This is a genomic window from Pseudomonas sp. JC1203 (assembly GCF_056175065.1).
In genome coordinates this window covers 394,068-416,350 of the sequence record NZ_JBWCAM010000001.1, presented here as the reverse complement: position 1 = coordinate 416,350, position 22,283 = coordinate 394,068, and the positions used below count along the sequence as shown (strand labels likewise).

Here is a 22,283-nt window from a genome sequence, read left to right as displayed (position 1 = left end):
TTAAAAAACGAATGAATGCTCTAGCCCGCCGTGCCGCCGGCCTGCTGCTCAGCTCGGTTTGTCTGCCATTTGCCGCCTTGGCCGCCGATCCCCAACCCACCACCGAGTTCACCCTCGACAACGGCCTGAAGGTCGTGGTGCGCGAAGACCACCGCGCGCCGGTGGTGGTTTCGCAGGTCTGGTACAAGGTCGGCTCCAGCTATGAGACCCCGGGCCAGACCGGCCTGTCCCACGCCCTGGAGCACATGATGTTCAAGGGCAGCGAGAAGCTTGGGCCGGGCGAAGCCTCGCGCGTGCTGCGCGACCTGGGCGCCGAAGAGAACGCCTTCACCAGCGATGACTACACCGCCTTCTACCAGGTGCTGGCCAAGGACCGCCTGCCGGTGTCCATGGAACTGGAAGCCGACCGCATGGCCACCTTGAAGCTGCCGGCCGACGAGTTCAGCCGCGAGATCGAGGTCATCAAGGAAGAGCGGCGCATGCGCACCGACGACAAGCCCAGCGCCAAGGCCTTCGAGCTGTTCAAGGCCATGGCCTACCCGGCCAGTGGCTACCACACGCCGACCATCGGCTGGATGGCCGACCTCGACCGCATGAAAATCGACGAGCTGCGTGCCTGGTACAAGGCCTGGTACGTGCCCAACAACGCCACCCTGGTAGTCGTCGGCGACGTCACCCCCGACCAGGTCAAGGCCCTGGCCCAGCGCTTCTTCGGTTCCATACCCCGGCGCGACACGCCACCCAGCAAGCTTCCGCTGGAGCTGGCCGAACCTGGCGAGCGGCAGCTGACCGTGCACGTCAAGACCGAGCTGCCCAGCGTGGTCTACGGCTTCAACGTGCCGGGCCTGGCCACCGCCGCCAACCCACGCGACGCCCAGGCCCTGCGCCTGATCTCGGCGCTGCTGGACGGCGGCTACAGTGCGCGCCTGTCCACCCAGCTGGAGCGCGGCGAGGAGCTGGTCACCGGCGCTTCCGCCAGCTACAACCCGTTCACCCGCGGCGACAGCCTGTTCATGTTGTCGGCCACGCCCAACACCCAGAAGAAAAAGACCCTGGCCGACGTCGAGAAAGGCTTCTGGCGCCTGCTGGACCAGCTCAAGACCAAGCCGCCCACCGCCGAGGAGCTCGAACGCGTGCGCGCCCAGGTCATCGCCGGGCTGGTGTACGAGCGCGATTCCATCAGCAGCCAGGCCACCACCATCGGCCAGCTGGAAACCGTGGGGCTGTCGTGGAAGCTGATGGACACCGAGCTGGATGACATCAAGAGCGTCACCCCCCAGGACATCCAGAACGCCGCCCGCACCTATTTCACCCAGTCACGCCTGAGCGTCGCCCACGTATTGCCAGAGGAATCGGCGCATGAATAAGCGCAACTCACCCCGCCGTGCCCTGCTGGGCGTGGCGCTGCTGGCCGCGCTGGTCACCGGCCAGGCCGTGGCCGCCGACGCCCCGGCACCGCTGGACAACCTGCAGACCCTGAAGGAACTGGACGGCAAGGCGCCCAGCCACCGCATGATGGACATCCAGACCTGGCGCACCGCCGCAGGCTCGAAGGTAATGTTCGTGGAGGCCCACCAACTGCCCATGTTCGACCTGCGCCTGACGTTTGCCGCCGGCAGCAGCCAGGACCAGAAAACCCCGGGCATCGGCCTGCTGACCAACGCCATGCTCAATGAAGGCGTGGCCGGCAAGAACGTCGAGGCCATCGCCCAAGGCTTCGAAGGCCTGGGTGCGGACTTCGCCAACGGCGCCTACCGCGACATGGCCATCGCCTCGTTGCGCAGCCTCAGCGCCGCCGACAAGCGTGAACCGGCGCTGAAACTGTTCGCCGAAGTGGTCGGCAAGCCCACCTTCCCGACCGACTCCATGGCCCGCATCAAGAACCAGCTGCTGGCCAGCTTCCAATACCAGAAGCAGAGCCCCGGCAAGCTGGCGAGCAACGAACTGTTCAGCCGGCTGTACGGTGACCATCCGTACGCCCACCCCAGCGACGGCGACGCCAAATCCATCAGCGCCATCAACGCCCAACAACTGCGCGCCTTCCACAACCGCGCCTACGCGGCCGGCAATACGGTGATCGCGCTGGTCGGCGACCTGTCCCGGGAGGAAGCGGAAAAAATCGCCGAGCAGGTTTCGTCGGCGCTGCCCAAGGGCCCTGCCTTGGCGCTCATGCCTGAACCGCAGGCGCCCAAGCCAGGCCTGACCCATATCGAGTTCCCGTCCAAGCAGACCACCATGCTGCTGGCCGAGCTGGGCATCGACCGCAACGACCCCGACTACGCAGCGCTGTCGCTGGGCAACCAGATCCTGGGCGGCGGCACCTTCGGCACCCGCCTGATGAGCGAAGTACGGGAAAAACGCGGCCTGACCTACGGCATCTATTCGGGCTTCACCCCGATGCAGGCCCGCGGGCCCTTCTCCATCAGCCTGCAGACCCGCGCCGAACTCAGCGAAGGCACGTTGACCCTGGTGCAGGAAATCCTGCGCGATTACCTGAAAAACGGCCCTACCCAGCAGGAACTGGACGCCGCCAAGCGCGAGCTGGCCGGCAGTTTCCCGCTGTCCACGGCAAGCAATGCAAGCATCGTCGGGCAATTGGGGGCCATTGGCTTCTATAATCTACCCCTGAGCTTCCTGGAAGACTTCATGCAGCAGTCCCAGAACCTGACCACCGACCAGGTCAGGGACGCCATGAACCGCCACCTGGACGCCGACAAGCTGGTGATTGTCACCGCCGGCCCCAGCGTGGCCCAGAAACCGCTGCCACCCCCTACTGACAAACCCCAGGAACAACCCATGGGCGTTCCGGAGCATTAATGGCACATCCCCCTGCAAAACCTTTGAAACATAACGGCCAGGGCCAGCTGCGCATCATTGGCGGCCAATGGCGCAGCCGCAAGCTGAGCTTCCCCGATGGCCCGGGCCTGCGCCCCACGCCTGACCGGGTGCGTGAAACCCTGTTCAACTGGCTGGCCGCGCACGTCAACGGCGCCAAGGTACTGGACCCGTTCTGCGGCAGCGGCGCGCTGTACCTTGAAGCACTGTCGCGCGGCGCCAGCATGGGCCTGGCCCTGGACAGCAACGCCCAGGCCATCGCCAGCCTGCGCAGCAACCTCGACCTGCTCAAGTGCGCCACCGGCCAGTTGCTGCAAAGCGATGCCCTGCGCTACCTGGAAACCCAGGCGGCCAGCCCCTTCGACCTGGTGTTCCTCGACCCGCCGTTCCACCAGAACCTGCTGCCGGCGGCCTGCGCGCTGCTGGAATCGCGTGGCTGGCTGAGCGACAACGCCTGGGTGTACACCGAAAGCGAAACCCCACCCTCCTCGCTAGAACTGCCAGCCAACTGGCGCCTGCACCGCGAGAAGAAGGCCGGCCAGGTCTACTACGCGCTGTGGCAGCGCAGCTGACCTGTACCCCGCTAGCCGCTGCCGCCAGGCAGCGGCTACAGATATGTACCCCCCGCACCCGCACCGCTTGAAAGAACCTGCCCCTCGTTATCCACAGATCACGAGGAGCATTTTCGATGCCTGCAAAATCCCTGCTCTACGCCCTGCCAGTCATCCTGGCCCTGACGACGGGTGCCACCGCCGCCACCCATGACTTCACCCTGGAGAACGGCCTGCGCGTCATCGTCAGCGAAGACCGCCGCGCCCCGACAGCCGCCGTGCGCCTGACTTACCGTATCGGCTCCCACCAGGAATACCCTGGCCTGACTGGCGTCAGCCGAGTGCTGGAAGGCCTGATAGCGAAGGAGAACGCCAGCACCAGCCACGACGCCACTGCCTATTTCCAGACAGTACATAAGGAGCGGCTGGAAGCAGCACTGGAAATTGCCGCGGACATGACGAGCAGACCCGACCTGGGGGACGCAGCCTTCACTGAGGCCATGCACACCGTAAAGGCCGAACACTTCGCGAGCAGTAGCGGCGACCGCGAAGGCCAGGCCCGGGCCGCGTTCGATGCGCTGATGTTTCCCACCAGCGGTTACCGCACCCCGCCTGTCGGCAGCCTGGCCGACCTTGAACGCATGACCCTCGACGACATCAAGCAATGGCACGCCAGCTGGTATGCACCCAACAACGCGGTGCTGGTGATCGTCGGCGACGTACAGCTGAACCAGGTCAAGGCACTGGTGAAGCGCCATTTCGGCCCATTGCAACGCCGCGCCCTGCCTGTATCGCGCATACCCCTGGAAACCGAGACGCCCGGCGAGCGGACCCTGTCGCTGGGGTTCACCGAGGTAACGCCCCGGCTTTACCTGGCGTTCAACTGGCCCAGCTATGCCATCTCTGCCGACCACCAGCAGGTCGCCGCGTTGCGCCTGCTGCCCTACCTGCTGGCAAGCCGGCTGATCCACGACGAGCAGGTGCTGGTTAGCCCTGCCAGTGAATACCTGCCGTTCCGCCGTGGCGCCAGCTACTTCATGATCACCTCGCACCTGGCCGGCAATACAACCCACGCAATGGCCCTGGAGAAGATCTGGCAGCAGCTGGATCTACTGAAGACCAGGCTGCCAACCGTCGATGAACTGGACGAGGCACGTGATCACCTGCAAGCCCGCCGTAGCTGTGACGGCGACGCACAGCAGGCGCGGGCCGCCGAGCTGAGCGAGCTGGCCGTGGCAGAGTTGCCCCTGGACCTGCACCGGCGCGAGCGCGAGGCGCTGGCGCGAATCACCCCGGAAGAAGTTCGCAGCGCCGCCAGCCTTTGGCTGGCCCGCGAACGCGCAGGCGTGGCCTATCTGCACAACCTGGGAGCGCCTCATGAATAAAGCGCCCTTGTCATTAGCCACCGTGGTACTGGGTGTGAGCTTGGCCACTGGCCACGCGCTGGGCACCAGCACCCAGGTTGGCAAACTCACTTCACGCCCCATCACCGGCGTACCATTGGCGACGCTGCACCTTCAGCAATGGCAGGGCCTGGCCGAGCCGACCCTTGCCGGTGCTGCCCGGCCAATAAATAGGTCGATACAGGCGGCGGCGATTGTGGCAACTTAGCGGGGTTACTGGAGGAAGAAACACCCGTGCACACGTCTACCGCGCAGGTTGCTGCGCTTTTCCACCCCGCCACGGGGTTGGGCAACCCTCATTTGCAAACCCTCTGGGGCCCGGTGTTGCGCCGTCAGGCCCCCTTGCAGCGCGAACGCCAGCGGTTGTGGCTGGCCGATGGCGACTTCATGGACCTGGACTGGCATGGCCCGCACACCGCCGACAGCCCGCTGGTGCTGGTGTTGCACGGCCTCACCGGCTCGTCGAACTCGCCTTACGTGGTAGGCCTGCAACGTGCGCTGGCAGCCCAGGGCTGGGCCAGCGTGGCGCTGAACTGGCGCGGCTGCTCGGGTGAACCCAACCTGCTGGCGCGCAGTTACCACTCGGGCAGCAGCGAGGACCTGGCCGAGGTCATCGCCCACCTGCGCAGCCGCCGGCCCATGGCGCCGCTGTTCGCCGCCGGCTATTCGCTGGGCGCCAACATCCTGCTCAAGCACCTGGGCGAGGTGGGCAGCGCCAGCCAGTTGCAGGGCGCGGTAGCCGTGTCGGTGCCATTCCGCCTGGACCAATGCGCCGACCGCATCGCCATGGGCTTCTCCAAGGTGTACCAGGCGCACTTCATGCGCGAGATGCTCGCCTACGTGAAGGACAAGCAGCGGCGTTTCCTGCACGAGGGCAAGCACGACGGCCTGACTACCCTGAGCAACCTCGGCCCACTGAAAAACCTGCGCACCTTCTGGGACTTCGACGGCAAGGTCACCGCGCCGCTCAACGGTTTCACCGATGCCCATGACTATTACCGGCGCTCGTCCAGCGGCTACTTCCTGGCGGACATTGCCACGCCGACGCTGATTATCCAGGCCGCCGATGATCCGTTCGTGTTCCGCCACAGCCTGCCCCAGGCCAATGAACTGTCGCCCAGCATCACCTTCGAGTTGCACGACCACGGTGGCCATGTGGGCTTTGTCGAAGGTAGCCTGCGCAAACCGCGTTACTACCTGGAACGGCGCATCCCGCAGTGGCTGACGGCGCTGGCATGAGCCAGGAATCGATCCACTTCTGGCAGGCGCCACCGCTGGCGGGGGTGGAACTGCTGTCTGCGCGCTACGTGGAGCAGCGCTTCGTGCCCCATGTGCACGATGGCTTCGTCATCGGCATGATCGTCAGCGGCGCCCAGCGCTACCGCTACCGGGGCGCGGACCACCTGGCGCCCAGCGGCACCCTGGTGCTGATCAACCCCGACGAGGTGCACACCGGCAGCAAGGGCCACGAGCAAGGCTGGCTGTACCGGGCGTTTTACCCACAGAACGCGCGCCTGGAAAGCCTGCTGCAGGAGTTGGACATTGTCAGCAGCGCCACGCCAGCGTTCGGCGAAACCCTCTACCGCGACCCGGACCTGGTCAGCGGCTTTTACCGCCTGCATCAACTGCTGGAAGGGAACGGCCAGGCGCTGGAACAGCAGACCTTGTGGCGAGAGATGGTGCTGGCGTTGTTCGCCCGCCACGCCAAGGTGCGCTTGCCCACCAGGGTCGGGCGCGAGCCCCAGGCCATCGCCCGGGCCAAGGACCTGTTGCTGATGCAGTTGGCCGACCCGCCTTCACTGGAAACATTGGCGGCCGCCGTACACCTGTCACCTTTCCATTTCGCCCGCTGCTTCCGCAAGGCCACGGGCCTGCCACCGCACGCCTGGCTGATGCAGCAACGCATCGCCCGCGCCCGCGCGCTGCTGCGCGAGGGCTGCCTGCCGCTGGCGGTGGCTACGCAGCTGGGGTTTGCCGACCAGAGCCACCTGAGCCGGCAATTCAAGAAGGTGTATGGCGTGGGGCCACGGGCCTACCGCGACGCCGGCTCTCAGTCGCCCTTGGCCAGCGGCCGCTGAGCGTCGGTGATCCACTCGCTCCAGGAGCCGGCGTACAACGGCGCCAGCGGGTAACCGGCCAGGCATAGGGCGAACAGGTTGTGGCACGCAGTCACGCCCGAGCCACAGTACGCCACCAGCGACTCCACCGGGCGCCCACCCAGCTTCTCGGCGAAGCGCTGCTTGAGGGTATCGGCCGGCAGGAAGCGGCCATCGGCGCCCAGGTTGTCGGTAAACGCCGCGCACTGCGCACCGGGAATGTGCCCGGCCACCGGGTCGATGGGCTCCACTTCGCCACGAAAACGCGGCAACGCGCGAGCATCGAGCAGCGTTAGCTGGGGCTCGCCCAAGCGCTCCTGCAATTGCCGCGCGGTTACCACCAACTGTGCATCGGGCTTGCCATGCAGGTGCCCCGGCGCATTCTGCGGCGCGTCCAGGCTCAGCGGCAGGCCTGCGGCATGCCAGGCTTTCAGGCCACCGTCCAGGATCGCCACGCCACTGCGCTTGCCCAGCCAGGCCAGCAACCACCAGGCCCGCGCGGCGAAAGCGCCGGGGCCATCGTCATACAGCACCACGTCGCTGTCGGCGTTGATGCCCCAGTGTTGCAGGCGCTCCAGCAGGCGGCCCGGCTCTGGCAACGGGTGGCGCCCGGTGACGCCCTTGACCACACGGCCGCTGAGGTCACGTTCAAGGTCGGCGAAGTGCGCCCCGGCAATGTGCCCCTCGGCGTAGCTACGCTGGCCGTAGTCCGGGTCTTCCAGTGCAAAACGACAGTCCAGCACCACCAGCCCCGGTTGCTCGAGGCGAGCAGCGAGTTGCTGGGGGGTGATCAATTGCGCAATGGGCATGGCAGCCTCCCTGGGATATGAACAGTTAACGGTTAGTCCGACGGTTCCAGCGCCTGGTTCAGCGACACGTGGAACTCCTGGAACAGGCTGTCGACCGCCTCGCGATAATCGGCGGTGACGTAGCCCCATTCCAGCATCAACACTTGATAGACGCCGCGCTTGATCGCCTCTTCACTGAGCCGCGAGGAGTTTTCCCGCGTGGTGCAGAGAAACCGCACCCAGGAGCTGAGGATGATCCAGGCATTGAGGGTTACCACCTCGATCTGCGTGGCGTTCATGGCGAGGATGCCGGCGTCGACGAAGCCCTTGTAGATCAGCTGGGCCTGCACCATGCAGCGCTGCGAGAAGCGCCGGTAGCGCTCGGCAAGGTCGGCGTCGCTGTCCAGCAGGTGTTCCAGGTCGCGGTGCAGGAAACGGTAGTTCCACATGGCCGACAGCACGGCGCGCAGGTAGTAGCGCTTGTCTTCCACCGTGGGCAGGCGCCCGGCCGGCGGGCGCAGGAAACCGTCCACCAGCGCCTGGTACTGGTCGAACAGCTGGGCGATGATTTCCTGCTTGTTGGCGAAGTGGTAGTACAGGTTGCCAGGCGAGATTTCCATGTGCGCGGCAATGTGGTTGGTACTGACACTGCGCTCGCCCTGCTGGTTGAACAGCTCCAGGCTGTGCTGGACGATGCGGTCACGGGTCTTGGGGCGCGCAGCCATGTGCGATTCCTGGCCATGGTCTTGAATGAATGATCACAGTGTACACGTAGCGCCGATGGTCCAGTGTGGGAGCTGGCTTGCCAGCGAGCTTTTGGGTCTCAGCAGCCGCGTCGTTCACCCACCAAATGTCCAGGCACCAATCGCACGATTAGAGTATAAGCTCTACAAAGTATAATAATTAATCAGAGAGCCCACGCCATGTCCGCTCAACTGCAAGCCTCCCCAGACGCCCTGGCCCTGCTGGAGCCGCTATTCCAGGCCCAGCGCCAGGCCTTCGCCGGCAACCCCATGCCCCCCGCCGACCAACGCCGCCAATGGCTGAAGAGCCTGCGCGCAGTGCTGGTGGCGGAGCAGCAGGCGCTGATCGAGGCGCTGCGCCAGGACTTCGGCAACCGCAGCGCCGACGAAACCCTGCTGGCCGAGCTGATGCCCAGCCTGCAAGGCATCCACTATGCCAGCCGCCACCTGAAGCGCTGGATGAAAGCCTCGCGGCGCAAGGTGGGCGTGGCGTTCCAACCGGCCTCGGCCAAAGTGGTGTACCAACCGCTGGGCGTGGTAGGTGTGATTGTGCCGTGGAATTACCCGCTGTTTCTCGCCATGGGCCCGCTGGTAGGCGCACTGTCGGCCGGCAACCGGGTCATGCTCAAGCTCAGCGAAGCCACGCCAGCCACCGGCCTGCTGCTCAAGCGCCTGCTGGAAAGGGTGTTTCCCAGCGACCTTGTGTGCGTGGTGTTGGGCGAGGCAGACGTGGGCATCGCCTTCTCGCGCCTGCCCTTCGACCACCTGTTGTTCACCGGTGCCACCAGCGTCGGCCGCCAGGTGATGCGCGCCGCCGCCGACAACCTCACGCCGGTGACCCTGGAGCTGGGCGGCAAATCGCCAGCCATTGTCAGCCACGACGTGCCGTTGAAAGACGCTGCCGAGCGCATCGCCTTCGGCAAGACCCTCAACGCCGGGCAGACCTGCGTGGCCCCCGACTACGTGCTGGTGCCCGCCGCGCGCCTGGATGCTTTCGTGGACGCCTACCGCCAGGCCGTGCTGGGCTTTTATCCACAGGTGCAGGGCAACCCGGACTACACCAGCATCATCAACGAGCGGCAGCTGGCGCGGCTCAACCATTACCTGGACGACGCCCGCCGCAAGGGTGCGCGCATCATCGACCTTTACCCACCGGCCGAGGACGGCGGGCGCTGCCTGGCGCCGCAGGTACTGGTGAACGTCAACGACAGCATGACCGTGATGCAGGACGAAATCTTCGGCCCGTTGCTGCCCATCGTGCCCTACGGCGAGCTGGATGAAGCGCTCGCCTACGTCAACGCCCGACCCCGGCCACTGGCCCTGTACTACTTCGGCTACGACAAGGGCGAACAGCAGCGCGTGCTTGAACACACCCATTCGGGGGGCGCCTGCCTGAATGACACCCTGCTGCACGTGGCTCAGGACGACATGCCGTTCGGCGGCATCGGCCCCTCCGGCATGGGCCACTACCACGGCCACGAGGGTTTCCTCACCTTCAGCAAGGCCAAGGGTGTGCTGGTGAAGCAGCGCTTCAATGCCGCCCGGGTGATCTACCCGCCGTACGGCAAGGCTCTGCAGAAACTGGTGTACAAGCTGTTCATCCGCTGAGGGCGCCACCATGCACACCCTCGACCGCCGCGCCGTACTCAAGCTGGGGCTGGGCGCCAGCGCCTTGCTTGCCGTGGCCGGCCTGGGCGCCAGCCTCGGCGGCTGCAGCAAGGCTGCGCCGGCCAACGGCTTCGCAGTATTGCGCGACAACGACCTGCCCTTCCTGCACGCGCTTATCCCGGTGCTGCTGGCCGGCAGCACCAGCGCCATGCCGGCCGCCGTGGAACAGACGCTGCAAGGCCTGGACAGCAGCCTCGGCCACCTGTCGCCGCCCATGCTCAAGCTCACGCAACAACTGTTCGACGTACTCACCCTGCCCGTCACCCGCGGGCCGCTGACGGGGGTATGGGGCAGTTGGCAGCAGGCCAGCCCCCAGCAGATCGAAGCCTTCCTGCACCGCTGGCAGGGCAGCAGCCTGAACCTGCTGCGCCAGGGCCATGCGTCACTGCTGCAACTGGTGATGATGGCCTGGTACGGCCGCCCGCAAGCCTGGGCCCACTGCAGCTACCCGGGCCCGCCCACTGTTTGACCACAACAATAAGAGAGCCTTTGATGCCCGTACCCGATCTGTTCCGCGACGGCATGGCCCGCGGCTGGAAAACCCGTGATGGTTCGCGCCTGGAGCAGGACCTGACCCTGGACGCCGACGTGGTCATCATCGGCAGCGGCGCCGGTGGCGGCACCGCTGCCGAAATTCTCAGTGCGGCCGGGCTCAAGGTGTTGATCGTCGAGGAAGGCCCGCTGAAGACCAGCAGCGACTTCAAGATGATCGAGCCCCAGGCCTACGCCAGCCTGTACCAGGAAGGCATCGGCCGCATGAGCAAGGACGGCGCCATCACCATCCTGCAGGGCCGCGCGGTGGGCGGCACTACCCTGGTGAACTGGACGTCCAGCTTCCGCACGCCGCCGCAGACCCTGGAGCACTGGGCGCGTGAGCACCAGGTCAAGGGCCACAGTGCCGACGACATGGCGCCGTGGTTCGAACGCATGGAACAACGCCTGGGCGTGGCTCCCTGGTTGATGCCACCCAACGCCAACAATGAGGTCATCAGCCGCGGCTGCGAGGCCCTGGGCTATAGCTGGAAGGTCATCCCGCGCAACGTGCGCGGCTGCTGGAACCTGGGCTACTGCGGCATGGGCTGCCCCACCAATGCCAAGCAGTCGATGCTGGTAACGACCATTCCCGCCGCGCTGGACAAGGGCGCCGAGCTGCTCTACCTCACCCGCGCCCAGCGCCTGCTGATCGACGGCACGCGGGTGACCGGCCTGCAATGCGTGGCCATGGACGAGCGCTGCGTGGCGCCCACCGGCAAGACCATCACCCTCAAGGCCCGCCACTACCTGCTGGCGGGCGGCGGCATCAACAGCCCGGCGCTGCTGTTGCGCTCCAAGGCGCCAGACCCTCACGACCGGCTGGGCAAGCGCACCTTCCTGCACCTGGTGAATTTTTCCGCCGGGCTGTTCGAACAGGTAATCAACCCCTTTTATGGCGCGCCGCAGTCGATCTATTCCGACCATTTCCAGTGGCTGCACGGCACCACCGGGCCCATGGCCTACAAGCTCGAAGTGCCGCCGCTGCAACCGGCCCTGGCCAGCACCCTGCTGGGCGGCTTTGGCCAGGAAAGCGCCGAGCGCATGGCGCAACTGCCCCACACGCACATGATGCTGGCACTGCTGCGCGACGGTTTTCACCCCGATAGCCAGGGCGGCAGCGTGGAGCTACGCGACGATGGCTCGCCGGTGCTCGACTACCACGTTTCCGATTACGCCTGGGACGGCGTGCGCCGGGCCTTCCTGAGCATGGCCGAGATCCAGTTTGCCGCCGGCGCGCGAAGCGTGCTGCCGCTGCACAACGACGCCCGGCCAGCGAAAAGCCTCGACGAAGCCCGGCAGCTGATCGCCAGCCTGCCGCTGGAGCTGTTCCGCACGCGCCTGGGCAGCGCTCACGTCATGGGCGGCTGCGCCATGGGCGAAGACCCCACCCGCGCGGTCACCGACAGCCTGGGGCGGCACCACCAGCTGGAAAACCTGTCCATCCACGACGGCTCGCTGTTCCCCACCAGCATCGGCGCCAACCCGCAGCTGTCGGTGTACGGCCTGAGCGCGCAGTTGAGCAGCCTGCTGGCCCAGCGCCTGAGGCCATGACGCGGCCTGCGGCCGCTGCTACAGAAACCGCGTTGCAAACGACGCAATCGGCGGGATGCGCGCGCCCCCGTAGCAGCTGCCGCAGGCGGCGTCCCGCCCCACCGCCACAGCGCCCGCGGCCGCCGACATGGACAGATTTCCAGCTAGCAATCAGTGAACGCCAAACCTGTCTATAGTCCGATATACCCTGCACGCCGACTTGGCCGGCCGGGAATGCTGCGATACCATCCCAGTCCCCAACGGATTCCCGCCAGGACGACGCGATGAACCGAGTGTTGTACCCAGGTACCTTCGACCCCATCACCAAGGGTCACGGCGATCTGGTCGAACGCGCCTCGCGCCTGTTCGACCACGTGGTCATTGCCGTGGCTGCGAGCCCCAAGAAAAACCCGCTGTTCCCCCTGGAACAACGGGTGGAACTGGCGCGCGAGGTCACCAAGCATCTGCCCAACGTCGAGGTGGTCGGCTTCTCCACCCTGCTGGCGCACTTCGCCAAGGAGCAGGGCGCCAACGTATTCCTGCGCGGCCTGCGTGCCGTGTCGGACTTCGAATACGAGTTCCAGCTGGCCAACATGAACCGCCAGCTGGCCCCGGAGGTGGAAAGCCTGTTCCTGACCCCGTCCGAGCGTTATTCGTTCATTTCCTCGACCCTGGTCCGGGAAATAGCGGCACTGGGTGGCGATATCACCAAGTTCGTGCACCCGGCCGTGGCCGAGGCACTGACCCTGCGCTTCAAGAAGTAGCCAGCACCGGCCGTCCTGCATAAGCGTGCACTGCGCGCGCTTATGCGGCACAATTGCGCACAATTAGTGTTCATATGCCCGGGCCAAGGCCCCGGCCGGAGTACCCATGTCCCTGATCATCACCGACGATTGCATCAATTGCGACGTCTGCGAACCCGAGTGCCCGAACGCCGCGATTTCCCAAGGCGAAGAGATCTACGTGATCGACCCTAACCTGTGCACCCAGTGCGTCGGCCACTACGACGAACCGCAGTGCCAGCAGGTGTGCCCAGTGGACTGCATCCCCCTGGATGAAGCCCACCCGGAAACCGAAGAGCAGTTGATGGAGAAATACCGCAAGATCACCGGCAAAGCCTGATCTTGCCGCTCAAGGAGGAGTAGCCCATGCCGAACACCCGCTCCCTGCTGTTCGGCGCGCTGCTGCTGTGCTGCTCCGCCCTGGCCCACGCCCAGCCGCTGCCGGCTGCGGCGGCCATCGCCAGCCCGCACCCGCAGGCCACCGCCGCCGCGCAGAAAATCCTCGCCCAGGGCGGCAACGCCTTTGACGCCGCCATTGCCGTCAGCGCTGCGCTGGCGGTAGTGGAGCCCTATGCGTCCGGGCTGGGCGGTGGCGGCTATTTCCTGCTGCGCCAGGCCGGCGCCCCGGCCACCTACCGTTTCCTCGACGCCCGGGAGAAGGCACCGCTGGCGGCCCGCGCCGACATGTACCTGCGCGACGGCAAGCAGCAGCCAGGGCTGTCCACCACCGGCGCGCTGGCCAGCGGCATTCCCGGCCTGCCGGCAGCGCTGGTGGAACTGGCTGCGCATTACGGCAAGTTGCCGCTGAAAGACTCGCTGGCGCCGGCCATTCGCCTGGCCAACAAGGGCTTTGCCGTGGACCGCGTATACCGCGCCTGGGCCACCGCGCGCCTGGCCGCCATGCGCGACGACGCGGAAACTGCGCGCCTGTTCCTGCGCGACGGCGAGGTACCGGCCATCGGTGAAGTGCTGCGCCAGCCTGAACTGGCTCAGACCCTCACCCGCCTGGCCGAACAGGGCCGCGACGGCTATTACGCCGGGCCCACGGCCCAGGCGCTGGTCAAGGCCGTGCAGGCCGGTGGTGGCATCTGGACCCTGAAGGACCTGGCCGACTACCAGGTGGCCAGCCGCGCCCCCCTGCGCTTTGCCCTGGCCGACCAGCGTGAGCTGATCAGCGCCCCGCCGCCCTCGGCCGGCGGCATCGCCCTGGCCCAGTCGCTGGCCATTTTGCAGCAGGTGCCATGGCGCCAGGCCGAGCCGGTGCAGCGCGTGCATTACGTGGTGGAAGCCCTGCGCCGCGCCTATCGCGACCGCAGCCAGCTGGGCGACCCGGATTTCATCAACAACCCGACCCAGGCGCTCCTGGCTCCCGCCTACCTGAAAAGCCTGGCCGCCAGCATCGACCCGCAGCAAGCCACGCCCAGTACCGAGCTGCCGCCCGCCCCGGCCTGGCGTGAGGGCGAGCACACTACCCATTTCGCCGTGCTCGACAACCAGGGCAACGCCGTGGCCGCCACGCTGTCGGTAAACCTGCCATTCGGCGCGGCCTTTACCGCTGCCGGTACCGGCGTGGTGCTCAACGACGAGATGGACGACTTCGCCGCCGACCCCCACGGCAGCAACGCCTACGGGCTGGCCGGCAGCCAGGCCAACGCCGTGGCACCTGGCAAGCGCCCGCTGTCGAGCATGAGCCCCAGCTTCATCGAAAGCCCCGACGGCTTCGCCGCCTTCGGCACGCCGGGCGGCAGCCGTATTCCGAGCATGGTGCTGCTGTCGATGCTGCAGTACCTGGATGGCCAGCCGGTGCCCACCTGGCCGGCGGTACCGCGCTACCATCACCAGTACCTGCCTGACGTGGTGGAGTACGAGCCGGGCGCCTTCACCGAGGCTCAACTGGCCGACCTGCAGGGCCGTGGCTACAGCCTCAAGCAGACCAGCCGCGCCTACGGCAACCAGCAGGTGCTGCTGTGGCACAAGAATGACGGCAAAGTGGAAGCTGCCAGCGACCCGCGTGGCGTGGGTGTTTCCGAGGTTATGCCGGCCAACCCGTGACCGGCGTGGCGGTTACTGGCGCTTGCCGTAGCCGTCGCCGGTGCAACCCAGGCAACGCACGAAGGCCGCCTTGCCCGGGGCGACCACCAGCGCCTTGCCGGCGTCCTTGACGTTGCCGCCCAAGGCAGTGAACGGCAGCGACACCACGAACACCGCTGCGCCGACGGCCGTGGCGGCAATCAGCAACGGCCGGGCGATAATCAGGTCGGCGATCATGGAAAAGGCAGGCGGGCTCTGCACCTGGTACACCGGGTCGCCGCTGCCGCTGCTTTCCTGCATTTCGTCGGCCAGGCTGGGCAAGGCCTGCAGGCCCAGGCACAGCATCAGTACGAGGGACAGGGAGCGGAAGCAATTCATGGCACAGTCCTTTTGCGGGGCGTTTGCGGCTACTTGATTCTTCACTATATCAGCGTCTGCCGGGTTGTCAGGCCCGGCGCGTAACCGCTTACTTCTGGCAGCGCGGGCAGTACACGCTGGCGCGCTGGCCCAGCTTCACCTCGCGCAGGGTGCTGCCGCACACCTTGCACATTTCGCCGCCGCGCCCGTAGGCAAACAGCTCCTGCTGGAAGTAGCCCGGCTGGCCGTCACCACCGATGAAATCACGCAAGGTGGTGCCGCCACGCTCGATAGCGTGGGCCAGGATGCGCTTGATCTCGATGGCCAGCTTCAAGTACCGCGCCCGGGAAATACCGCCGGCCTCACGCCGTGGGTCGATGCCGGCGGCGAACAGCGCCTCGGTGGCGTAGATGTTGCCCACCCCCACCACCACGGCGTTGTCCATGATGAACGGTTTCACCGCCATGCTCTTGCCCCGCGATAGCTGGAACAGCCGCTCACCGTCGAACAGCGCGGTCAGCGGCTCCGGCCCCAGGCGCACCAGCAATTCGTGGTTGAGCGGGTCGAGGCTCCAGAGCATGGCGCCGAAACGCCGCGGGTCGGTGTAGCGCAGGGCCAGGCCCGACTCCAGTTCGATGTCGACGTGCTCGTGCTTCAGCGCCGGCAGGCCCACCTCCACCAACCGCAGGTTGCCGGACATGCCCAGGTGGCTAATCAGCGTGCCCACCTCGGCGTTGATCAGCAGGTATTTGGCCCGCCGTTCCACGCCGATGATCTTCTGCCCCGAAAGGCGCACATCCAGGTCTTCGGGGATCGGCCAGCGCAGGCGCCGGTCGCGCACGATCACGCGGCTCACGCGCTGCCCCTCAAGGTGGGGCGCGATGCCCCGGCGGGTCGTTTCGACTTCAGGCAATTCAGGCATGGAAGGCTCGTTGCAGAGCGGCGGGTAGCGTCAGCGCGCGCCCAGCTCGCGGATGGATTCCTTCAGGTTCTCGAAGTCGTAGTCCGACAGCCCTACGTAGTCGAGCACCAGATGGCTGATGGTATTCCACTCGTGGTCTTCGTTCTGGTTGCCCAGCACGCGGTACGACGAGCAGATATGTTCGGCCATCTTCAGGATCGCCAGCAGGTTTTTCAACTGGCTGTTCTGGTTCGAGTCATCGCTGAAGATCGCCAGGGCATTGTGATGGTTGGCGATGGCGTTGCCCAGGTGCTCGGGCAGGCGCCAGGACTTGGCGGTGTAGTAGCCCACCACCGAGTGGTTGGTGTTGTACGCCTGGTTTTCGGTGTCCACCACGCGCAGTTCGGGGCCGGCGTTGGCGTAGGCGCGCTCCAGGGTGCTCATGTAGTCGGGGAAACGCTTGAGCATCAGCGGAATGCCGCAGTCGTGGAACAGGCCCAGGGCGTAGGCCTCGTCCACCGCCTGGGAGCCGATGCGCTTGGCCAGCGTCAGGCAGGTCATGGCCACGTCCTGGGCGGTGTCCCAGAAACGGTTGAGGGTGACGATGGTTTCGTCGCTCATCTCGCCCTTGATCGACTGGGCGTTGATCAGGTTGATGATGGAGCGGCTGCCCAGCAGGTTCACCGCGCGCTGGATGGAGGCGATCTTGTTCGACAGCCCGTAGTACGGCGAGTTGACGATCTTCAGCAGCGCCCCCGACAGGCCCGGGTCCTGCGCTATCAGACGAGCGATCACTTCCAGGTCCGGGTCGGGCATGTACTGCTCCATCTGCAGGTCTACCATGATCTGCGGTTGAGGCGGCACACTGATCCCCTGCAAGGCCTGCTGGATCTGTTCTTCTGAAAGCTCTTGGGACATAAGTACACACTCTGGACTGAGGTGCGATTTTAACCCTTGCGAGGGGCGCCGGCACAACCGCTAGCGATATGATTCATGACAAGTGGCCACTACCTTTCACGTATCGAAACCGATACCCCGTGAAAATCACTGTCCTTGTGGGAGCTGGCTTGCCAGCGAGCTTTTCGGACCTCAACAGCTCGCTGGCAAGCCCGCTCCCACAGAGCGACGCAGAAGCTATTCGTCAAGCCGGCAAGCCTGCCATTTGCGTTCACGCTATACTCCCGCTCTTTTTTCCCCGGAGCGACTTCATGTCCCTGCCCAGCCTTCGCCTCAAAGCCAATGCCGACCGCCGCCTGCGCGCCGGTCACCTGTGGGTCTACAGCAACGAGATCGACGTAGCCGCCACGCCCCTGCATGGTTTCAAGGCCGGCGACCAGGCCGTGCTCGAAGCCGCCGGTGGCAAGCCGCTGGGCATCGTCGCCATGAGCCCCAACAACCTGATCTGCGCCCGCCTGCTGTCGCGCGACGCCAAGCTGCCGCTGGACAAGTCGCTGCTGGTGCACCGCCTGAACGTCTGCCTGTCGCTGCGCGAGCGCCTGTTCGACAAGCCGTTCTACCGCCTGGTGTACGGCGATTCCGACCTGCTGCCGGGCCTGGTTGTCGACCGTTTCGGCGACATTCTGGTGGTACAGCTGGCCTCGGCCACCATGGAACAGCACAAGGCCGACGTCATGGCCGCGCTGATCCAGGTCATCAAGCCAAGCGGCATCCTGTTCAAGAACGACTCGGCAGCCCGTGACGCCGAAGGCCTGGAACGCTACGTGGAAACCGCCTTCGGCGTGGTGCCGGAGTGGGTCGACCTGGAAGAAAACGGCGTGAAATTCCAGGCACCGGTCATGGAAGGCCAGAAAACCGGCTGGTTCTACGACCACCGCATGAACCGCGCCCGCCTGGCCCCGTACGTCAAGGGCAAACGCGTGCTCGACCTGTTCAGCTACATCGGTGGCTGGGGCGTGCAGGCTGGTGCCTTCGGCGCCAGCGAAGTGTTCTGCGTCGACGCTTCGGGCTTTGCCCTGGACGGCGTTGAGCGCAACGCCGCCCTCAACGGTTTCGCCGAGAAGGTCACCTGCGTTGAGGGCGACGTGTTCGAAGCCCTGAAGCAACTGAAGGCCTCCGAGGAGCGCTTCGACGTGATCGTTGCCGACCCGCCCGCCTTCATCAAGCGCAAGAAAGACCTGAAGAACGGCGAAGGCGCCTACCGCCGCCTGAACGAACAGGCCATGCGCCTGCTCAGCAAGGACGGCATCCTGGTCAGCGCCTCGTGCTCCATGCACCTGCCTGAAGACGACCTGCAGAACATCCTGCTGACCAGCGCCCGCCACCTGGACCGCAACATCCAGCTGCTGGAACGCGGCGGCCAGGGCCCGGACCACCCGGTACACCCGGCTATTCCGGAAACCCGCTACATCAAGAGCATCACTTGCCGGTTGCTGCCGAATAGCTGATGCCTGCTCAGCAATGAGAAACGCCGCGTAGCCGCTGCCGTAGGCTGCGCTGGCCCTAGTGCTCACTGGAGATTTTCAGCGAGGCACAGGGCCAGCGCAGCCTGCGGCAGCGCTACGATTATTCCTACAAAAACTTGGGAAATTTCGTGATCTTGCCGCTATTGACCACGAATTAGATACGAGTAGCCTTCGCTTTCAAAAAGGCCTAGCTCATGTCTGCCCTATCCAAACAGTCCGTGATGGCCCTTATTCTGGCCATGGTGCTGCTCGCCGTATTCCCCCTCGACGTTGTCCTGCCCTCCTTCCCCGCGCTGTCCAGCCACTTCGCCACCCCTACCCGCGACATTGCGCTGAGCATCAGTGTGTTTGCGCTGGGAGTCGCGCTGTCGCAATTCTTTGTCGGCCCACTGTCAGACCGGGTTGGGCGCAAGGGGCTGCTGGTGCTGGGGTTGGGCATTTCGATCATCGGCTCCATTGGCTGCGCGAACGCTGACACCTTCACCACCTTCATCGTGTTCCGCACGGTACAAGCCATCGGCTGCGGCTGCTTCGTGCTGCTCAACGCGCTGGTGCAGGACCTGTTCGAAGGCCGCGAACGCGAACGCGCCCGCATTCTGGTCGCCACTGCCAGCGGCGTACTGATCTCGCTATCGCCATTGGCCGGCGCGCTGTTGCAGCACCTGTTCGGCTGGCAAGCCAGTTTTCATGTGTTCACATTGATTGCCCTGGGGGTGTTGGTGCAGGCCATGCGCGTCCTGCCGCCTGCGCGTGGGGCCGTGCGCAAAAGCCAGACCCTGGTGGCCGCCTACAGCGAATTGTTCCTGAACCGTGCATTCATGGGCTTCTCACTGATTGCCGCCATTGCATTCACCTGCCACTTCGCCTTCATTGCCATCTCGCCGCTGATCTTCCTCGACTACTTCCAACTGTCGCAGCTTGAATTCGGCCTGACCCTGCTGGGCTACGGCGCGGCCTATGTGCTGGGCGGCCTGTTGGCCAGCCGCATGAGCCGCAGCGTCAGCCACCGCCATCAGCTGTACACCGGCTTACTGCTGATTGGCGCCGCGGGCCTGGCCATGCTGGTACTGGGCCTGGCCACCGAACGCAGCGTGGCGACCGTGCTGTTGCCGATGATGATCTGCACCGCCGGCACCACCATCGCCCGCCCGGCTGCCACCTCCCGCGCCATGGAGCTGGTACCGGCAAGCGCGGGGGCATCGGCGTCGGTGTTGAACACGCTGCTGTTGGTGGCAGGGGGTTTAGGCAGCGCGGCGATCAGCCTGGTGGCGGCCGATTTTGAAGTCATCCTGGGAGTAGTGTTTTTTGGGCTTTGCGTGGTAGGGCTTGTAGCGACTCATAGCCTGTTCAAGCCAGCATCCATTTGATTTGAGCATGCTACCGGCCCTAAAACCTCGCGCTGGACTGACGCATTAATGTGGCTGGGCCAGCCCACTTTCCGAAAAAAAGTGGAGGCAAGTCAAACATAAAAACGAGACAACAGGAGTGTAAAACCAAAACAAAAAATATTTATCTCGCCAAACTTCAAAATAAAAATATGTAGGAATTTTCCTAAGCAGTTAAAAATTGCAGTAAAAACCTTTCGTGCATTGACACCCCCACAAATCCTCCTACTATCTGCACTGTCACTGCAGCGACAAAAACTTAAAACATGGAGTTAAACCAAATGAAACAAGCCCAAACCATCTCCGTTATTCCAGCACAAACTCTCTCGCCAGCCGCGCAAAAGCTTGTCCAGGCTAAAGCGTCCAACAATGGCGGTGGTGGTCATTGCCAAGGTGGCGGCAGCTGGTAATAAAATATGCCGGCGCCTGGCGCCGGCAGTCCCACGACAGGATGACAGCAATGAAAGACCCTTATTCGCTAATTGTCGACACGCTTCCGCACATGAAAGGCAAGCCATCATCGGCAACAACACCATCACTCGAAGAGGCTGTAAAACATATAAACATTATGGACCTAAGCTTAATACACAAAAAATTAACATCCTATGACCCGTTGCTGTGCCGCCAGTGGTCAGACGCCGAAGCTGAAATAGCCATTCAGTACTACAAGAATTTTTTATTCCTAAATAAAAAATATCTTTCCACATACCCCGTCATCCCGCCACTCCTTGAGGTTGATGAAGTTTGGCACCACCACATTCTTGACACCAGACAGTACAACAAAGATTGCATGAAAATTTTCGGTTCTTACTTCCACCACTACCCCTATTTCGGAACAAGAGGCGAATCAGACTTCAACAACCTTGCGATCGCTTTCGAGCAGAGGCAAAAATTGTACGAGCACGAATTCGGAGACCGTATGATCTCAATCTGGTCTTGAACCAATGAGCTACAACGAACACCTCAAAAAAAACTATGCCCCCATCCTCGTCAGCCGCACAGTGCCGATCATTGGTGTAAGTCTGGTATTTTCAATCCTGGCCCGCAACGACAGCGATGGGCTGGCAATTTTTGCTTATACGCTGGCACTGTTCTCCATCATTTCGGCCATTACTTCCATGTGTCTCTCCGCCGCAGGGAACGTAATCGCGGCCCCCTCTCAAGACAAGCATTCATCACAGGCAACATTCAGCGCCGGGCTGTTCCTTTCATGCACCATCGCAGCGACAGCGACCCTGCTGTCAATAGCGTTGGCCAGCATGATATCTTGGTTTCCCGGAGCGCAGACGCTCTGCCCCTATACCATCACATACCTGGCGCTCATCTATACCGCCTGTATCCCGATGGCGGTCATCAATACGTTTCTGCATTTATTTCATGAGGGCGCGGGCAATGCTGCCGCATGTGCAAAAACGAAAACCTTCGCGACGTGCGCCGGCATCGCATTCCTTATTCCTGCCTGGATTTATGGCGAGGAACACCTACTTGCGATCGGCATGAGCTATTTCGTGGTCATCGAACTGATCACGTTTCTGACGCTAATTATTTTTTCCCGCGCACGCGGGCTCTCCATAGCGCCCCGATACAACGCCAGGACCACTGCCATCCTGTTCAAGCTCGGGTTGCCGGTCGCGATTGGCCTGGCTGGACAAAAGCTCTATTTCTATCTGCTCAATGAGCGCATGGCGGTGCTGGACACCAACCTGATATCCCAGTTGTCAGTGTTCATGACCCTGTCCGGCTTGCTCTTGCTGCCTTACGTCGCATTGGGCCAGGCACACAGCCTGTACATCAGCAAGACGCTCCTTGATAGGCACCATTCATACTGGATGGGGTTGTCGTGGCTCTGCCTGATCACACTGATCTTTGCCACTGTGGGCGTACTGCTGGGTGAATGGCTGCTGGAGTTTGTGGGAGGATCAGTGCTGGTCCCGTCAGGCACACTATTCATTACCCTTCTGCTGTTCCTTTTCAGCAACGGATTGCTCTCGCTTGCAATGGGGCACCTGCGCGGTGCAGGGGACACTTTGACCCCTCAGATAGCGGTCAATGTCATGATCTTCTCGACACTGATCCCCGTGGTCTATCTCATAACACCGCAAGTTGTGGATGTGGCGTGGTACATGAATATCCAAAGCATCGCCCTGCTATGCGTGTCACTGGGGCTTGGCCTGAGGATCTGGCTGATTCAGCATTCCTCGAGCCGGCTGAAAGCCAAGGCGTAGCCGCTGCCTGCGGCAGCGGCTACGCGGGGTG

The 22,283-nt window shown here is 64.1% G+C and carries 23 protein-coding genes; 18 read left to right on the top strand and 5 right to left on the bottom strand.

What is annotated here, in order from left to right; translation table 11 throughout:
- Positions 1-11 precede the first annotated feature (11 nt).
- The 7 genes from AC0SZ7_RS02015 (at position 12) to AC0SZ7_RS01985 (ending at position 6,867) form a co-directional block, all read left to right on the top strand.
- Positions 12-1,367, top strand: coding sequence for a M16 family metallopeptidase (locus tag AC0SZ7_RS02015; protein ID WP_475502755.1), 1,356 nt, complete (start codon positions 12-14; stop codon positions 1,365-1,367).
- Complete coding sequence (locus AC0SZ7_RS02010) at positions 1,360-2,817, top strand: M16 family metallopeptidase (protein ID WP_475502754.1); 1,458 nt, start codon at positions 1,360-1,362, stop codon at positions 2,815-2,817. Before AC0SZ7_RS02015 ends, AC0SZ7_RS02010 begins: the two co-directional genes overlap by 8 nt.
- On the top strand, positions 2,817-3,407 hold the full coding sequence (gene rsmD / locus AC0SZ7_RS02005) for a 16S rRNA (guanine(966)-N(2))-methyltransferase RsmD (protein ID WP_475502753.1): 591 nt from the start codon (positions 2,817-2,819) through the stop codon (positions 3,405-3,407). The genes AC0SZ7_RS02010 and rsmD overlap by 1 nt, the downstream gene beginning before the upstream one ends.
- Before the next feature lie 116 nt (positions 3,408-3,523).
- Positions 3,524-4,771 carry a M16 family metallopeptidase gene (locus AC0SZ7_RS02000; RefSeq protein WP_475502752.1) on the top strand — a complete coding sequence of 416 codons (1,248 nt, stop codon included), beginning with the start codon at positions 3,524-3,526 and terminating at the stop codon, positions 4,769-4,771.
- Entirely contained in the window at positions 4,764-4,997 is a 234-nt protein-coding gene (locus AC0SZ7_RS01995) for a hypothetical protein (RefSeq protein ID WP_475502751.1), read from the top strand. Before AC0SZ7_RS02000 ends, AC0SZ7_RS01995 begins: the two co-directional genes overlap by 8 nt.
- A 26-nt stretch (positions 4,998-5,023) precedes the next feature.
- Positions 5,024-6,028, top strand: a complete 1,005-nt coding sequence (locus AC0SZ7_RS01990; RefSeq protein WP_475502750.1) for a hydrolase — start codon at positions 5,024-5,026, stop codon at positions 6,026-6,028.
- Entirely contained in the window at positions 6,025-6,867 is an 843-nt protein-coding gene (locus AC0SZ7_RS01985; protein ID WP_475502749.1) for a helix-turn-helix domain-containing protein, read from the top strand. Before AC0SZ7_RS01990 ends, AC0SZ7_RS01985 begins: the two co-directional genes overlap by 4 nt.
- On the opposite strand, the gene AC0SZ7_RS01980 is transcribed toward AC0SZ7_RS01985, so the two are convergent.
- Both AC0SZ7_RS01980 and AC0SZ7_RS01975 read right to left on the bottom strand, forming a co-directional pair.
- On the bottom strand, positions 6,840-7,694 hold the full coding sequence (locus AC0SZ7_RS01980) for a sulfurtransferase (protein WP_475502748.1): 855 nt from the start codon (positions 7,692-7,694) through the stop codon (positions 6,840-6,842). The two genes, AC0SZ7_RS01985 and AC0SZ7_RS01980, sit on opposite strands and share 28 nt — an antisense overlap.
- 32 nt (positions 7,695-7,726) lie before the next feature.
- Positions 7,727-8,398 carry a TetR/AcrR family transcriptional regulator gene (locus tag AC0SZ7_RS01975; RefSeq protein ID WP_475502747.1) on the bottom strand — a complete coding sequence of 224 codons (672 nt, stop codon included), beginning with the start codon at positions 8,396-8,398 and terminating at the stop codon, positions 7,727-7,729.
- A 198-nt stretch (positions 8,399-8,596) separates the two neighbouring features.
- Here AC0SZ7_RS01975 and AC0SZ7_RS01970 point away from each other — a divergent pair, with 198 nt between their 5' ends.
- The 6 genes from AC0SZ7_RS01970 to ggt all read left to right on the top strand — a co-directional run bounded on the left by AC0SZ7_RS01970 (position 8,597) and on the right by ggt (position 14,982).
- Entirely contained in the window at positions 8,597-10,024 is a 1,428-nt protein-coding gene (locus AC0SZ7_RS01970) for a coniferyl aldehyde dehydrogenase (protein WP_475502746.1), read from the top strand.
- Positions 10,025-10,034: 10 nt separating this feature from the next.
- Positions 10,035-10,553 carry a twin-arginine translocation pathway signal protein gene (locus AC0SZ7_RS01965; RefSeq protein ID WP_475502745.1) on the top strand — a complete coding sequence of 173 codons (519 nt, stop codon included), beginning with the start codon at positions 10,035-10,037 and terminating at the stop codon, positions 10,551-10,553.
- 23 nt (positions 10,554-10,576) lie between these two features.
- Positions 10,577-12,169, top strand: a complete 1,593-nt coding sequence (locus AC0SZ7_RS01960; protein WP_475502744.1) for a GMC family oxidoreductase — start codon at positions 10,577-10,579, stop codon at positions 12,167-12,169.
- A gap of 263 nt (positions 12,170-12,432) precedes the next feature.
- Positions 12,433-12,912, top strand: coding sequence for a pantetheine-phosphate adenylyltransferase (coaD, locus tag AC0SZ7_RS01955; protein WP_027980147.1), 480 nt, complete (start codon positions 12,433-12,435; stop codon positions 12,910-12,912).
- Positions 12,913-13,018: 106 nt separating this feature from the next.
- Positions 13,019-13,270 carry a YfhL family 4Fe-4S dicluster ferredoxin gene (locus tag AC0SZ7_RS01950; protein ID WP_003195146.1) on the top strand — a complete coding sequence of 84 codons (252 nt, stop codon included), beginning with the start codon at positions 13,019-13,021 and terminating at the stop codon, positions 13,268-13,270.
- A gap of 26 nt (positions 13,271-13,296) precedes the next feature.
- A complete protein-coding gene (gene ggt / locus AC0SZ7_RS01945) occupies positions 13,297-14,982 on the top strand; it encodes a gamma-glutamyltransferase (protein WP_475502743.1) in 1,686 nt (561 codons plus the stop codon).
- A 12-nt stretch (positions 14,983-14,994) separates the two neighbouring features.
- Here ggt and AC0SZ7_RS01940 read toward each other — a convergent pair whose 3' ends face one another.
- The 3 genes from AC0SZ7_RS01940 to AC0SZ7_RS01930 form a co-directional block, all read right to left on the bottom strand.
- The gene (locus AC0SZ7_RS01940) at positions 14,995-15,339 is read right to left on the bottom strand and encodes a multidrug transporter (RefSeq protein WP_475502742.1); all 345 of its coding nucleotides are present in this window, start codon (positions 15,337-15,339) and stop codon (positions 14,995-14,997) included.
- 88 nt (positions 15,340-15,427) lie between these two features.
- Positions 15,428-16,240 carry a bifunctional DNA-formamidopyrimidine glycosylase/DNA-(apurinic or apyrimidinic site) lyase gene (gene mutM, locus AC0SZ7_RS01935; RefSeq protein WP_475502741.1) on the bottom strand — a complete coding sequence of 271 codons (813 nt, stop codon included), beginning with the start codon at positions 16,238-16,240 and terminating at the stop codon, positions 15,428-15,430.
- Between the two features lie 30 nt (positions 16,241-16,270).
- A complete protein-coding gene (locus AC0SZ7_RS01930; RefSeq protein WP_475502974.1) occupies positions 16,271-17,083 on the bottom strand; it encodes an HDOD domain-containing protein in 813 nt (270 codons plus the stop codon).
- 344 nt (positions 17,084-17,427) lie between these two features.
- Here AC0SZ7_RS01930 and AC0SZ7_RS01925 point away from each other — a divergent pair, with 344 nt between their 5' ends.
- The 5 genes from AC0SZ7_RS01925 to AC0SZ7_RS01905 all read left to right on the top strand — a co-directional run bounded on the left by AC0SZ7_RS01925 (position 17,428) and on the right by AC0SZ7_RS01905 (position 22,252).
- A complete protein-coding gene (locus tag AC0SZ7_RS01925; RefSeq protein ID WP_008364826.1) occupies positions 17,428-18,624 on the top strand; it encodes a class I SAM-dependent rRNA methyltransferase in 1,197 nt (398 codons plus the stop codon).
- Between the two features lie 212 nt (positions 18,625-18,836).
- Positions 18,837-20,009, top strand: coding sequence for an MFS transporter (locus tag AC0SZ7_RS01920; protein ID WP_475502740.1), 1,173 nt, complete (start codon positions 18,837-18,839; stop codon positions 20,007-20,009).
- A 299-nt stretch (positions 20,010-20,308) separates the two neighbouring features.
- The gene (locus AC0SZ7_RS01915) at positions 20,309-20,437 is read left to right on the top strand and encodes a hypothetical protein (protein ID WP_475502739.1); all 129 of its coding nucleotides are present in this window, start codon (positions 20,309-20,311) and stop codon (positions 20,435-20,437) included.
- Positions 20,438-20,487: 50 nt separating this feature from the next.
- Entirely contained in the window at positions 20,488-20,967 is a 480-nt protein-coding gene (locus AC0SZ7_RS01910) for a glycine-rich domain-containing protein (protein ID WP_475502738.1), read from the top strand.
- A gap of 4 nt (positions 20,968-20,971) precedes the next feature.
- Positions 20,972-22,252 (top strand): hypothetical protein, encoded by a 1,281-nt coding sequence (locus AC0SZ7_RS01905; RefSeq protein WP_475502737.1) that lies wholly within the window; start codon positions 20,972-20,974, stop codon positions 22,250-22,252.
- The last annotated feature ends 31 nt before the right edge of the window (positions 22,253-22,283 follow it).